Below are 12,656 nucleotides of genomic sequence, written 5' to 3' on the forward strand. Positions count from 1 at the left end.
CCCCGCGCCCCCGACCCCGGGGAGCCGCCGTGAGCGTCCTGCCCTACCTGACCGCCGGGTGGATCATGCTCGTCGGCGTCTACGGGATCGTCACCAGCCGCGACCTCATCCACGCCGTGGTGTGCCTGTCGGTCACCCAGTCCGGCACCTACGTGCTGCTGCTGGCCATCGGGTACGAGTCCGGCGCCACCGCGCCGGTGTTCTCCGACCGGCCGCCGCCGCCCGCGGGCGGGCCCGTCACCGACCCCGTCGTGCAGGCCATGGCCCTCACCGACATCGTCGTCGGCGCCACCGTCACCGCGCTGCTGCTCGCCCTGGCCGTCCAGGTCGCCCGGCGGCGCGGCACCCTGGACCCCGGCGCGCTGCGCTCGCTCGAACCGTGATCCTGCAGCTCACCGTCGCGGTGCCCGTCCTGGTCGCCGCGCTGCTGGCCGCCACCGGGCGGTGGCTGCCGCGGCTGGCCGTCGACGTCACGGCCCTCGCCTGCGCCGCCGCCGTCACCGGCCTCACCGCGCTCACCCTCGCCCGCTCCGGCCACCACCCGCAGGTCGTGTGGCTCGGCGGCTGGGGCCCCGGCACCGGCGTCGGGATCCCCCTGGCCGCCGACCCGCTCGCCGCCGCGCTCGCCTGCACCGCCGCCGCGCTCACCCTGGCCGCGCTGGCGTTCTCCTGGCGGTACTTCACCGAGATCCAGGCGACCTTCCACGCGCTGGTCCTGCTGTTCCTGGCGTCGATGTGCGCGTTCACCTACACCGGCGACCTGTTCGACGCGTTCGTGTTCTTCGAGCTGATGAGCGTGGTCGCGTTCGCGCTCACCGGGTACCGGTCCGAGGAGCCCGCCACCGTCCACGGCGCGCTGAACTTCGGCATCGTCCAGTCGATCGGCGCCTACCTCACCCTCGCCGGGATCGCCCTGGTCTACGGCCGCACCGGGCACCTCGGCCTCGCCACCGCCGGAGGCGGCCTCACCGGCACCGGGCCCGGGGCGGGGGACGCCGACGCGCTGGTCACCGCCGCGTTCGTGCTGATCTGCACCGGATACCTGGTCAAGGCCGCCGCCGTCCCGTTCCACTTCTGGCTCGCCGACGCCCACGCCGTCGCGCCCACCCCCGTCTGCGTCCTGTTCTCCGGCGTCATGGTCGAACTCGGCGTGTACGGGGTCGCGCGGACGTACTGGACGATGTTCCCCGGGCTGGTCCCGCTGCGCGCCATCGCCGTCCTCGGCGCCGCCGCCGCGCTGCTCGGCGCCGTGATGTGCCTCCTGCAGCACCACGTCAAACGGCTGCTGGCCTACTCCACCATCAGCCACGCCGGGCTGCTGCTGGTCGGCGTCGCCGCCGCGACCCCCGACGCGCTCGCCGGCACCGCCTACTCCCTCGCCGGGCACGCCGGGGTGAAGAGCGCGCTGTTCCTGGGCGCCGGGGCCCTGCTCAACCGGCACGAGACCGTCGACGCCCGCGAGCTGCGCGGCCGCGGCCGCGGCATGCCCGTCACCGGCGTCACGTTCCTGGTCGGCGCGCTGTGCCTGGCCGGGCTGCCGCCGTCCGGGCTGTTCGCCGGGCACTCGGTCACCGAGCACGCCGCCCTCGCGGCCGGCTGGTGGTGGTACACGCCGCTGTCGGTCGCCGCGTCCGCGCTCACCGCCGCCGCCGTCCTGCGCGTGTGGCTCGTGGTGTGGCGCGCCGCGCCCGCGTCCCGGCCCGCCGCCGACGGCTCCGGGCCCGGGGACGGGCACGAGGATCCCGAGACGCCCGTCACGCTGCGCTCCATCCCGTGGACGATGCTCGCCCCCGGCATCGCCCTGCTCGCCGCCGGGCTGGCGGCCGGGCTGATGCCCGGCGGGCCCGTCACCGCCGCGGCCGAGAGGTTCGCGAGCCGGTACGCCTACGCCGCGCTCGTCCTGGACGGCCACGTCACGCACCCGCCGCCGCGCTCCCCGCCCGCCGACCCGTGGACCCTGCCCGGCCTCGCCGGGGCCGCCGTCACGCTGCTGCTCGCCGCCGTCATCGCCGCCGCCTCCCTCCGCCGCTACGCCGAACGCGCCCGCCCCACCGGCCCGCACGCCGCCGTCCGGCTCTCCCGGCGCGCCGCCGCCGGTGCCGCCGCGCGCCTGCACGCCCTGCACTCGGGCCACATCGGCGACTACGCCGCCTGGCTCACCGCCGGCGTCGCCGTCCTGGCCCTGCTCACCGCCCGCTTCTGACCCCCGTGCGGCTTCGGGGGGTCAGACGCTCCAGAGGCGGCGCTTGCGGTAGTGCGGCTCCCACATCACCCGGTTCAGGTCCCGCAGCGGCGCCGGCAGCGCGGTCAGGAACCGGCTCCGCCGGATCGGCGCGATGCCGTCCACCACCCACGGCACGAACACCGGCGTCCTGGCCTCCCAGCCCCGCTCGGCCTCGTCCGCCAGCGCCCGCCACTCCTCGTCCGCCAGCACCGACTCCGCCAGCGGCAGCACCCCGGACTCCTCGTGCCGCAGATGCACCTCCAGCGCCGCGCGCAGCTCCGCCACCGCCTGGCGCAGGTCACCGCCGTCCTCCATCACCGCGTCGACCCGGCCGATCAGCGGCTCGAGCCGGGCGTGCTCGGCGCGGACCTCGGCCAGCACCGCCAGCTCCGCCCGGCGGCCCGCCACCGCCCGCTCCACCCGCGGCCACAGCACCCGGTCCTCCAGGTCGTGGTGCGCGCGGAACAGCTCCTTGAAGTTCTCCCAGCCCGCGCGGACGTGCGCGGCCCGGCCCTTGCCCGCCGCCACCGCCGCCGCGAGCCGGTCCACGTCCCGCAGGAACGCCTCGTGCGCGGCGCGCAGGATGGTGTGGCAGGTCATCTCGCGCGGCTGAATCGCGAATGCTTCCATACCTTACAGAGCCCCGCCGGGCCGCCGGATGTGACGCCTCCGCGCGGCAAGAGACCCAACTCACACCCTCCGGCAACCCCGGTCGCGGAGCGGGGGCCGGGGGTCAGGCGCGGGCGGCGACGGCGGCGAGATCGTCTTCACCGGCACGCCCGCCGACCTCGTCGCCCGCGGCGACACCCTCACCGCCCGCCACCTGCGCGACTGCACCGGCGGCCCCTGGCCCCGGCTCAGCCCGGCACGAGCCATCGCCCGTCGCGCATGACGTCGCGTCCCCGCAGCTCGTTGACCTCGCGCCACGCCTGGATCCGCGACGGCCGCACCCGGAAGTACAGGTAGTGCTCGGACTGCGACCGCGGATCGAAGCCCGCCTTGGCGGCGAACGCGGCGACCGGCTCGGCGTCACCCCCCGCACCATCCGCCGCGACGTCGACCGGCTCCGCGAGCTCGGCTACCCCGTCCACGCCACCCACGGCAACACCGGCGGCTACCGGCTCACCGCCGGCGCCGCGATGCCGCCGCTCCTGCTCGACGACGACGAGGCGATCGCCATCGCGATCGGGCTGCGCACCGCCGCCGCCGGCGCCCTCACCGGCATCGAGGAGACCTCGCTGCGCGCCCTGGCCAAACTGGAACAGGTCCTCCCGCACCGGCTCCGGAGCCGCGTCGCCGCGCTCAGCGAGGCCGCGGTGTCGCTGCCGCCGCAGGACGCCGCCCCGCCCGCCGCCGACCCCGCCGTCCTGGCCCTGCTCGCCGCCGCGTGCGTCACCCGCGAGAAGGTCCGCTTCGCCTACACCGCCGCCGGCGGCCGCGAGACGCGCCGGTTCGCCCAGCCGCACCGGCTGGTCGCCGCGGGCCGCCGCTGGTACCTGGTCGCCTGGGACGAGGACCGCGCCGACTGGCGCACCTTCCGCACCGACCGCATCACCGCCCCGCACCGCACCGGCGTCCGCGGCCCCGAACGCGAGCTGCCCGGCGGCGCCGACGCCGTCACCTGGGCGATGGACGCCCTCGCCGGCGGCTCCGGGACGATCCGCGCCCGGCTGCGGCTGCACTTGCCCGCCGAGAAGGCCGCCCAGCACGTCACCGCCTGGCAGGGCGTCCTGGAACCGGTCGACGACCGCTCCTGCCTCCTGCACACCCACTCGGACTCGATGCGGTTCCTCGCCTACCGCATCACCCTGCTGACCGTCGACTACACCCTGCTCGACCCGCCCGAACTCGCCGAGCACCTGGCCGCCATCGCCACCCGCGCCACCCGGGCCATCCGCCCCTTCACGGCCCGGGAGTCCTGAAGCCGCGGCGAACCGCAATGGCAGTAGCCGGCCGAGGCCAAGCCAGAGGCCCAGCGGCGAGCAGTGGCTCGCCGCTGGGCCTCTGCTTGTCGCCTGGTGCTGCTGGTCGGTGGCGCTCGTCGGTGGCGCAGACGAGCCTGTGGCCAGAGCCGGGCGGTCAGGCGTTGAAGACGGCCTCGGACCGGTCGCGGTTCTCGTGCAGGTCCCAGTAGAGGGGGGCGATCTGCTCGGGCGCGGCCGCCGGGCCGCCTTCCTGGCCGCCCCCGCCGATCCAGACGTTGATCGCCACGTGCGCGGCGTGCACGCCGCTGCCGGTCAGCTCCTTGTCCAGGTTGATCACCCAGTTGCGCAGGGCCGCCTGGGCCGCGTTGGCATTGCCGAACATCGGCACCGGGTCCACCGAGCCGCCGCCGGTGGTGAACAGCAGGGTCCCGACGCCCGCCTCGCGCATCGCGGGCAGCACCGCCTGGGCCGCCGCGACGGCGCCGTAGAAGCCGTACTCGATCATCGGCTGCAGATTGTCCACCGTGACCTGCGAGGGAGCGGCCAGGGTGAGGCCGGGCACCGGGGAGTGCGGGGCCGGCGAGTACTCCAGGACGTCGATGCCGCCGAAGCGGGCCCTGGCCGCGTCCAGGGCACCGGTCAGCGAGGCGCGGTCGAGGATGTCGGCGGGGAACGCGGCGGCCGTGACGCCTTCCTGGCCGAGCCGGGCGACCAGCGCGTCCAGCTTCTCCCTGGTACGGGCGATCAGGGCGACGTCGAAGCCGCGGCCGCCGAAGGTGCGGGCGATGGCCAGGCCCATGCCGGGGCCGGCGCCGACGATGGCGAGAGTGGGCACGGTCAGATCACTTCCGTGTCGTGACCGCCGGGACACGACGGAGATCGGATGCCCGGCAGGCGTGTGGACCAGATATGGGGATCAGGCGTGTGGATCAGGCGTGTGGATCAGGCTTGGGCGGCGGGGACCGCGCAGCCGTCTGGGCCGCAGACCGCCGCGTCGTCGTCGGCGACGAGAACGGCCGGGTGGGTCTCGTCCCAGACCTGGCGCAGGACGCCGAGCACGGTGTCGGTGTCCTGCGCTCCGGCGAGGGCGTACCGGCCGCCGATGACGGTGAAGGGGGCACCGGTCGCCCCGAGCCGCTGCGCCTGGTGTGCGTCGTGCCGTACCTGCCGGCGGTAGCGCCGGTCGGCGAGCACCTGGCGGGTCTGGTCGCGGTCCAGGCCGATCTCGCCGGCCAGGCGGAGCAGGTCGTCGAGCGTGAAGATCGACTCGGCCCTGCCGAAGTAGGAGCGGAAGAGCATGTTCCAGGCCTCGGCGTTCTTGCCTTCGGCGGACGCGTGAGCCAGGAACTCGTGGGCCAGGTCGGTGTTGCCGACCCGGTTGTCCAGGACCCGGTAGGGGGCCAGGCCCTCGGCGGCGGCCATGCCCTCGATATCCGGTACGCCGCCCTGCCCGGGGAGGACGCCGTACCTGGCCAGCAGAAACTCGCGGACGCTGAGCGTGCGGTCCTCGGGGAGGCCACTGCCCAGAGGGAGCGAGCGGTGGACGACCTCCACGTGGCCGCCGTGCTCGAACCGCTCCACGGCCCGCTCCAGCCGATGGCCGCCCAGACCGCACCAGGGGCAGGTGATCTCAGCCCATATCTCCACCTTCATGGCCTGACCTCCAATTCCTACTGTTTGTTCGTAACGCCAGTATGAGCCAGTATGGGAGGCGCTACAAAAGGCACATCGGTGTGCGCGACGGAGAGGAACGGGCGCCATGCAGGACAGCGCGGGTATCGGGATGGCGGCTTCGGTCGGGCCGTGCGCGAGCATCCCCGCCGAGCACATGGACTTCATCCGCCAGGTGCTCGACCGGGTGGGCGACAAGTGGAGCATGCTGATCATCGCCGTCCTGGAGGGCGGCCCGATGCGCTATACCGACCTGCAGCGCCAGATCCCCGGCATCTCCCAGCGCATGCTGACCCACACCCTTCGCCGGCTCACGCAGGACGGGTTGATCAGCCGTACCGCCTACGCCGAGGTGCCACCGCGCGTCGAGTACGCGCTCGCCCCGCTCGGCGGCGGCCTGAACGACATCGTCAAGCAGCTGATCGGCTGGGCGGCCGACCACCACGACGAGATCCGCGCCAACCGCTCCCGCGCAGGCGCCACCGCCCCCTCCGCGTCCCGGTCGTGAACCGCGGCGGCCACCAACGCCGCCCCTTCCCGTCGCGTCTCCGGCGCCCGGGACGGGGACGGCGGGTCAGGCGAGGGAGGTGTCGCCCAGTGACTCCAGCAGCGTGCGCAGCGACGCCGCCAGGTGCTCCCGCCCGGCCGCGTCCAGCCCGGCCAGCAGCCGCTCCTCGTTGGCGACGTGCAGGCCGACCAGCTCGTTCACGACCTCCAGGCCCCGCGCCGTCAGCCGGATCCGCACCGACCGCCGGTCACCGGCGTCCCGGACCCGCTCGACCAGCCCCTTGGCCTCCATCCGGTCGATCCGGTTGGTGATCGCCCCCGAGGTGACCATCGCCGCCCGCAGCAGGCCCCCGGCCGTCAGCTCGTAGGGGGCGCCGTGGCGGCGCAGCGTGGCCAGCACGTCGAACTCCCACGGCTCCAGCCCGTGCGCGGCGAAGAAGTCCTTCAGCTCCCGGCCCAGCACCTGCTGCGCCCGGGAGATCCGCCCGATGACGCCCATCGGCGAGGTGTCCAGGTCGGGCCGCTCGCGCTCCCACTGCGCCAGGATCGCGTCCACCGCGTCGGCCATGGGTCCTCCTCGATCCACAATCTCAACATTGAGATTATCCCGGTGGGGTGAGGCGGGCACGGACCTCTCCGCGGATCTCCCCTGCGCGCCACTCTTCCCTACGCCTCGCGGCGCCGGACCATCTCGGCGATCCAGACCGGCGCGAACGGGGACGTGCAGCCCGGCGAGGTCGGGTAGTCCTTGAGGACCTCCAGGCGCTCACCGATGCCGACGGCGCGGGCGCGGAGCCCGGCGTGCTCGATCCCGATGGTGCTCAGGCACTCGTTCATAGCCCACTGCAGCCGGTCCGGGGCGTCCTTCATCCGCGCCTCGATGACGTCCAGCAGCCCGGCCAGGTCCAGGCCCTCCGGGTTCTTCGCCACCCGCGCGGTGGTCAGCGCCCACCCGGCGCTCGCGACCACCGGGTCGGGGTCGGCGAACCAGGCCAGGCGCAGTTCCTCGGCGTGGGGGCTCTTCTTCACCACGTAGTTCACGAGCCAGTCGTGCACCTTGGGCGTGCGCGCCTCGCGGAGCATGGCGTCCAGGTCCCGCCGCCCGAACGCCTTCGGGCGGCAGATCAGCAGCGCCAGCAGCCGCGCCGCGCCGTCCCCGGTCTCCCACAGCCGGCACGCGAGGTCCTGCTGCGTCTTCAGCCGCTTGGCGATCGCCCGCAGCCTCCCGAGGTTCACGCCGTGATCGTCGCCGTGCCTCTCGTTCGCCTCGCGGGCCTTCGGGTCCTCCAGCGCGCCCAGCTCGGCCAGCACCTCGGCCACCGTCGTCGCGGCCGGCGTCGTCTCGGCCATCTCCGCCTCCTGTGCCCGTCGGACGAGGGGCCTGAGAGCATATCTGCGCCCGGCGCCCGCCACGAGCCCTCCCCGCCGCGCCGGTCAGGTGCGTGGCCGGGCGTTGAGGCGGGCGGCCTGGCGCGTGAGGTGGTCGCGTTCGGGGACGTTCGGCGCCGCCCGGGCCGCCTCGGCGTACAGCCGCGCCGCGGTGGCCAGGTCACCGGCCCGCTCGTGCAGGTAGGCCGCGGCGGCGGTGTGGCGGGGCAGCGCCGGGTCGAGCTCGGCCAAGGCGGCCAGCCCGGCGTGCGGGCCGTCGGCCTCCCCGACCGCGACGGCGCGGTTGAGGCGCGCCACCGGGTTGCCGGTGAGCCGCAGCAGCTCGTCGTACCACTCGACGATCTGCACCCAGTCGGTCTCCTCCGCCGCCTGGGCGTCGGCGTGGAGCGCGGCGATGGCGGCCTGCGCCTGGAACTCGCCCAGCCGGTCGCGGGCGAGCGCCGCCTGGAGGATGCCGACGCCCTCGGCGATCAGGCGGGTGTCCCACCGGCCGCGGTCCTGCTCGGCGAGCGGCACGAGCCTGCCGTCCGGGCCGGTGCGGGCCGCGCGCCGGGCGTGGTGCAGCAGCATGAGCGCGAGCAGCCCCGCGACCTCCTCGTGGCCGGTCATGGCCGCCAGCTGGCGGGTCAGCCGGATCGCCTCGGCGGCCAGGTCGACGTCGCCGGAGTAGCCCTCGTTGAAGACCAGGTAGAGCACGCGCAGCACCGTGGCGACGTCGCCGGGCTCGCGGAACCGGACGCCCGCCACGGTCCGCTTCGCCCGGCTGATCCGCTGGGCCATGGTCGCCTCGGGCACCAGGTAGGCCTGCGCGATCTGGCGCGTGGTCAGGCCGCCGACCGCGCGCAGCGTCAGCGCGACGGCCGAGGCCGGGGACAGGGACGGGTGCGCGCACAGGAAGTACAGGTGCAGCGTGTCGTCCCGGGCCTCGGCCGGGCCGGGCGCGGGCTCGGCCTCCAGGCGCTCCTCGCGGTCGCGGCGGGCGGTGTCGGCGCGGGCGGCGTCGAGGAACTTGCGCCACGCCACGGTGACCAGCCAGCCCTTGGGGTCCTGCGGCCGGCCGTCCGGCCACACGCGCACGGCCTCGACCAGGGCGTCCTGCACGGCGTCCTCGGCCGCCGCGAAGGCGGCCCCGCGGCGGACGAGGACACCGATCACCGCGGGCACCAGGTCCCGCGGCAGCGTCTCGTTCACTCGGCGACCGCGGCCGAGCCGTCCAGGAACGGCCGGACCTCCAGCCATTCGCAGACCGGCTCCCCGCCGGGCCCGGGCGCGGCCGACAGCTCCGCCGCCACCTGCACCGCGCGGTCCCACGACTCCACGTCGATGATGTACCACCCGGCGATCAGGTCCTTGGTCTCGGCGAACGGCCCGTCGGTCACCGGCGGGCGGCCCTCGCCGCCGTGCCGCACGAACGCGCCCCCGGGCGCCAGCGCCTGGGTGTCGACGAACTCGCCGCTGTCCTGGAGCCGGGCCGCGAAGTCGCGCATGAACCGCACGTGCGCGTCGACCTCCTCGGGCGTCCACTGGTCCATCGACCCGTAGTCGACGGCGGGCGCCGGTCCGCCCCGGTAGTGCTTGAGCAGCAGGTACTTGGCCATCTCGTTCTCCTTGCGCGTCGGGCCTTCGTGGCCGTTGGGGGTGTGGTCGGGGGGGCGCGCGCGGACGTGCGGCGCTCAGCCGCGGCGGCGCTCCTCCCGCCGCCGGATCAGCTCCTCCACCGGGGTCGGCAGGGCCGTCTCGAAGTCGATCAGTTTCGCCCAGGTCGGGGTCACCACGATCCGGACCATGCCGTCCTCGTAGAGCGAGCGCACCTCCTTCTCCCACTCGACCCGCTGCTCGGGCGTCATCTCGTAGGTGCTGGTCGCCTGGAGGTACTCGTCGGGGATGCCGTGGACGTAGTCCAGGTCGGCCCGCCCCCGGATGAGCAGGATCTTCGGCGGGTGCACCTCGGTGTCGATCGTCAGGGCGACCATCGGGTTCTCGCGCAGGGCCTGCAGCTTCGGGGCGTTCTTCGGCGTGCACACCACGATCTGCGACCCGTTCCAGGTGAAGATGATCGGGATGTTGCGGGGGGTGCCGTCCTTGGCGAGGTAGGCCAGGCGGGTCATGTCGCGGGCCAGCAGCTCCTGGCTGAGCGGCCGGTTCAGGACCTCGGTGATCTCGTCCGGTTCCACGGTCGTTCCTCTCGTCGTCGCGCTCGGGGGGTCGTCAGCCGATCTGTTCGGCCAGGGCGAGGATGATGCCCGCGGGGCCGCGCAGGTAGCACAGCCGGTGGCTGTCCTCGTACCGCGCCACCGCGCCGAGGAGCTCGGCGCCGTGGCCGCGCAGGCGGGCGAGGGTGGCGTCGATGTCGTCGACGGTGAACATGACACGGTGCAGGCCCACGGTGTGGGGCGGCGCCGGGTCGGGTCCCGCGGCACCGGCCGGCGCGGGGGCGTGGTACCGCATCAGCTCCAGCCGGCCGTGGCCGTCGGGGGTCCGCATCATCGCGATCTCGCTGCGGACGCCGTCGAGCCCGACGGCGCGGTCCGCCCAGTCGCCCTCGATCCGCGCCCGGCCCTCCAGCTCCATGCCGAGCTCGGCGAAGAAGGCGATGGCGGCGTCCAGGTCGTCGACGACGATGCCGACGTTGTCCATCCGCTGAAGCGTCATGGCGGTTCTCCTGCTCGCTCGCGCGGCCCCGGTCGCGGCCGCTGGTGCCCCTGGGACGGAGCCGCCGCACCGTTCTCGACATCCGGAGCACGATCTTTTTCGCGATCTCTTCCGCGCCGCCGGATGAGGCCCCGCACGCGCCCGCGTGATCATTGTGGGCGGGGGCGCCCGTCCGCGGGTTCCCCGCTGCGGTCCTGGTCGCTCCGGTCATCACCGGGGTGCCGTGCGCCCGCCGCGGCCGCCGCGGCTTCGGCTGCGGTGGCGGCGGCCTCGGCGCGGGCGGCGCGTTCGCGTTGCTCGGCCGCCTCCGCGCGGGCGGCGGCGAGCGCGGTGTCGAGCCGGGCGGACACCGCCTCGCAGGCCGCCAGGGCGGCCCGCGCGCCGGCGGCGTCGGCGGCCGCCTGGTCGGCGGCGGCCTGCAGGTCCCGCGCCCGGGTCTCGAGCGCGGCGGCGCGGGCCTCGGCGGCCTGCAGGTCGCGCAGCGCGGCGTCGCGGGCGTGCTCGGCGGCCTGCGCGCGGGCCTGCTGGGCGCGGGCCTCGCCGCCGGCGGCGGCCAGCGCCTCCCGCGCGGCGGTCAGGGCGCCGGCCGTCCGGGCGAGCTCGGAGCGGGCGGCCTCCAGCCGGGCGGCCTGGTCGCGGGCGGCCGCGTCGCGGCGGGCCAGGTCCTGCTCGTGGGCCCGGCGGGCCTCGCGCAGCTCGGCGGTCCTGGCGTCCCGGGCGGCCTCCGCGACGGCCTGCGCCTGGCGGGCGGCGTCGCGGAGCTGGAGGTGCGCGGCGATCGTCTCGGCGGTGTCGGCGCGGACCTGCTCCAGGGCCGCGCGGTCGCGCTCGGCCTCCTGCTGCGCGGCCCGCCGCGCCCGGACCGCTTCGGCGGCCTCGGCGTCCGCGCGGGCGCGGGCCCGGTCGGCCTCCGCCGCGCGGGCCTCGGCGTCGGCCTCGGCCTGCCGGGCGGCGACGGCCTCGGCCTCGGCGCGCCGCACCCGGGCCAGGGCGCCGTTCTGCGCCTGGGCGAGGGCCTCGGTCAGCGCGGCGAGCCGCTCCTGCAGCCCGCCGATGGCCTCGGGCAGCGGCGCGGCCAGGGCCTCGGCGCGGCGGAGGGGTTCCTCCACCGCGGCGGCGTCGGCGGCGCGGCGGTCCCGGCTGGCCTGGTCGGCGTGGGCCTTGCCGCAGTACTTGGCCGGACGGCCCCGTCCGGGCGGCGGCAACGGCCGCGTGCACCCGGCCAGCGCGCACTGCTCGCCCGGATCCGGCGGACCGTCCTCGGGAACCGCGCCCGGGGACGCCTCCGCCCGGACGCCGCCGTGCGCTGCCGCGGTGTCGTCGCTGCTCACCCGCCACAGCCTACTCCTACAGCCCCATCGAATCGCGTGTTCCTGCGCGAAACCAGTAACGCGACACGCGAAAAGCGTTTGAGGAGAGGGCGTGATGCTCCGGGATAATGACGGTTATCCTGGTGCCCCCCCTCGAACAGGAGGACGGCGCATGAGCGCACCGCAGGAGTCGCCGCAGGGTGTGATCGCCGGGGAGGTGCTGCCCGCGGTCCCCGTCCCGCCCGGTGCCGCGGAGGCGCGCGTCGTGCCGGAGGGGGCGCCGGTCGCCGATCCGGTCGCCGGGTCCGTGGCGCTGCTGCCCGCGCTGCCCGCCGACGAGCCCGGCGACCGCTACGGCACCCGGTCGCTGACCGCGGCGTGGCTGCGCGGCCAGCGCAGCGACGCCACCCGCCGCGCCTACTACCGCGACCTGGCGTCCTGGCTGGACTACTGCGCCCGCACCGGCCTGGACCCGCGGGCGGCCCGCCGCGCGGACGTGGACGACTGGTCGGCGTCGATGACCGTCACCGCCGCCGGCGCGGTCCGCCCGCCCGGCGCCGCCACCCGGGCGCGGCGGCTGGCGGCGGTGTCGTCCTGGTACACCTACCTGCAATCCAACGACGCCGCCGACCGCAACCCCGTCCTGCTCGTCAGGCGGCCCTCCAGCGCGGAGATCGCGGCGTCCGCGCGCAAGGCGCCCACGCTCAGCGTCCCCGAGACCGCCCGCCTCCTCGACACCGCCGAGGCCCGCGCCGCCCGCCTCGGCACCGAGACCGCCTGGCGCGACGCGGCCGTCATCGGGCTGCTGTTCTACACCGCGCTGCGGGTGTCGGCCTTCACCTGGGCCGACCTGGCCGACCTGGGCACCGAGGCCGGCTACCGGGTGCTGTGGCACCGCGCCAAGGGCATGGGCCCCGCCGGCCGCGACCTGGTCCGCCTGGACGGCGAGCTGTGCCGCGTCCTGGACGCCTACCTCGC

The 12,656-nt window shown here is 75.7% G+C and carries 15 protein-coding genes; 5 read left to right on the forward strand and 10 right to left on the reverse strand.

What is annotated here, in order from left to right; all coding sequences use genetic code 11:
- Both E1264_RS31225 and E1264_RS46045 read left to right on the forward strand, forming a co-directional pair.
- Positions 1-383: cation:proton antiporter subunit C (locus tag E1264_RS31225; protein WP_243711273.1), on the forward strand; the 383-nt coding region annotated here is incomplete at its 5' end.
- Entirely contained in the window at positions 380-2,203 is a 1,824-nt protein-coding gene (locus tag E1264_RS46045) for a complex I subunit 5 family protein (protein ID WP_207936484.1), read from the forward strand. The genes E1264_RS31225 and E1264_RS46045, both read left to right, overlap by 4 nt.
- 21 nt (positions 2,204-2,224) lie before the next feature.
- Here the strand turns inward: E1264_RS46045 and E1264_RS46050 are convergent, their stop codons facing one another.
- Entirely contained in the window at positions 2,225-2,824 is a 600-nt protein-coding gene (locus tag E1264_RS46050) for a hemerythrin domain-containing protein (protein ID WP_165964471.1), read from the reverse strand.
- Positions 2,825-3,189: 365 nt separating this feature from the next.
- On the opposite strand from E1264_RS46050, the gene E1264_RS31240 reads away from it, so the two are divergent.
- On the forward strand, positions 3,190-4,146 hold the full coding sequence (locus tag E1264_RS31240) for a WYL domain-containing protein (protein ID WP_207936485.1): 957 nt from the start codon (positions 3,190-3,192) through the stop codon (positions 4,144-4,146).
- Positions 4,147-4,303: 157 nt separating this feature from the next.
- Here the strand turns inward: E1264_RS31240 and E1264_RS31245 are convergent, their stop codons facing one another.
- Positions 4,304-4,984, reverse strand: coding sequence for an SDR family NAD(P)-dependent oxidoreductase (locus E1264_RS31245; protein WP_132179134.1), 681 nt, complete (start codon positions 4,982-4,984; stop codon positions 4,304-4,306).
- A gap of 107 nt (positions 4,985-5,091) precedes the next feature.
- Positions 5,092-5,802, reverse strand: a complete 711-nt coding sequence (locus E1264_RS31250; RefSeq protein ID WP_132179136.1) for a DsbA family oxidoreductase — start codon at positions 5,800-5,802, stop codon at positions 5,092-5,094.
- Between the two features lie 106 nt (positions 5,803-5,908).
- On the opposite strand from E1264_RS31250, the gene E1264_RS31255 reads away from it, so the two are divergent.
- The gene (locus tag E1264_RS31255) at positions 5,909-6,328 is read left to right on the forward strand and encodes a helix-turn-helix domain-containing protein (protein ID WP_132179138.1); all 420 of its coding nucleotides are present in this window, start codon (positions 5,909-5,911) and stop codon (positions 6,326-6,328) included.
- A 66-nt stretch (positions 6,329-6,394) separates the two neighbouring features.
- On the opposite strand, the gene E1264_RS31260 is transcribed toward E1264_RS31255, so the two are convergent.
- From E1264_RS31260 to E1264_RS31290, 7 genes are all read right to left on the reverse strand, one after another.
- The gene (locus tag E1264_RS31260; protein ID WP_132179140.1) at positions 6,395-6,895 is read right to left on the reverse strand and encodes a MarR family transcriptional regulator; all 501 of its coding nucleotides are present in this window, start codon (positions 6,893-6,895) and stop codon (positions 6,395-6,397) included.
- Between the two features lie 98 nt (positions 6,896-6,993).
- Positions 6,994-7,677: a DNA alkylation repair protein gene (locus E1264_RS31265; RefSeq protein WP_132179142.1), complete on the reverse strand. Its 684-nt coding sequence runs from the start codon at positions 7,675-7,677 to the stop codon at positions 6,994-6,996.
- An 84-nt stretch (positions 7,678-7,761) separates the two neighbouring features.
- Complete coding sequence (locus tag E1264_RS31270; protein ID WP_132179144.1) at positions 7,762-8,907, reverse strand: DUF6596 domain-containing protein; 1,146 nt, start codon at positions 8,905-8,907, stop codon at positions 7,762-7,764.
- Positions 8,904-9,314 carry a YciI family protein gene (locus tag E1264_RS31275; protein ID WP_132179146.1) on the reverse strand — a complete coding sequence of 137 codons (411 nt, stop codon included), beginning with the start codon at positions 9,312-9,314 and terminating at the stop codon, positions 8,904-8,906. Before E1264_RS31275 ends, E1264_RS31270 begins: the two co-directional genes overlap by 4 nt.
- 75 nt (positions 9,315-9,389) lie before the next feature.
- Positions 9,390-9,890, reverse strand: coding sequence for a pyridoxamine 5'-phosphate oxidase family protein (locus E1264_RS31280; RefSeq protein ID WP_132179148.1), 501 nt, complete (start codon positions 9,888-9,890; stop codon positions 9,390-9,392).
- 34 nt (positions 9,891-9,924) lie between these two features.
- Positions 9,925-10,353, reverse strand: a complete 429-nt coding sequence (locus E1264_RS31285) for a VOC family protein (RefSeq protein WP_132179154.1) — start codon at positions 10,351-10,353, stop codon at positions 9,925-9,927.
- A gap of 164 nt (positions 10,354-10,517) precedes the next feature.
- Positions 10,518-11,699, reverse strand: a complete 1,182-nt coding sequence (locus tag E1264_RS31290; RefSeq protein WP_132179150.1) for a hypothetical protein — start codon at positions 11,697-11,699, stop codon at positions 10,518-10,520.
- 151 nt (positions 11,700-11,850) lie between these two features.
- On the opposite strand from E1264_RS31290, the gene E1264_RS31295 reads away from it, so the two are divergent.
- Positions 11,851-12,656, forward strand: an 806-nt coding sequence (locus E1264_RS31295) for a site-specific integrase (protein WP_165964472.1), incomplete at its 3' end; no start/stop codon positions are given.

It is taken from the genome of Actinomadura sp. KC216 (assembly GCF_004348535.1).
Classification (GTDB): Bacteria; Actinomycetota; Actinomycetes; order Streptosporangiales; family Streptosporangiaceae; genus Spirillospora.

Excerpts from the sequence above, each read along its gene's own strand:
- E1264_RS46050 (WP_165964471.1), bottom strand. The coding sequence starts at position 2,824 with ATGACCTGCCACACCATCCTGCGCGCCGCGCACGAGGCGTTCCTGCGG.
- E1264_RS31260 (WP_132179140.1), bottom strand. The coding sequence starts at position 6,895 with ATGGCCGACGCGGTGGACGCGATCCTGGCGCAGTGGGAGCGCGAGCGG.
- E1264_RS31275 (WP_132179146.1), bottom strand. The coding sequence starts at position 9,314 with ATGGCCAAGTACCTGCTGCTCAAGCACTACCGGGGCGGACCGGCGCCC.
- E1264_RS31250 (WP_132179136.1), bottom strand. The coding sequence starts at position 5,802 with ATGAAGGTGGAGATATGGGCTGAGATCACCTGCCCCTGGTGCGGTCTG.
- E1264_RS31255 (WP_132179138.1), top strand. The coding sequence starts at position 5,909 with ATGCAGGACAGCGCGGGTATCGGGATGGCGGCTTCGGTCGGGCCGTGC.
- E1264_RS31285 (WP_132179154.1), bottom strand. The coding sequence starts at position 10,353 with ATGGACAACGTCGGCATCGTCGTCGACGACCTGGACGCCGCCATCGCC.
- E1264_RS31265 (WP_132179142.1), bottom strand. The coding sequence starts at position 7,677 with ATGGCCGAGACGACGCCGGCCGCGACGACGGTGGCCGAGGTGCTGGCC.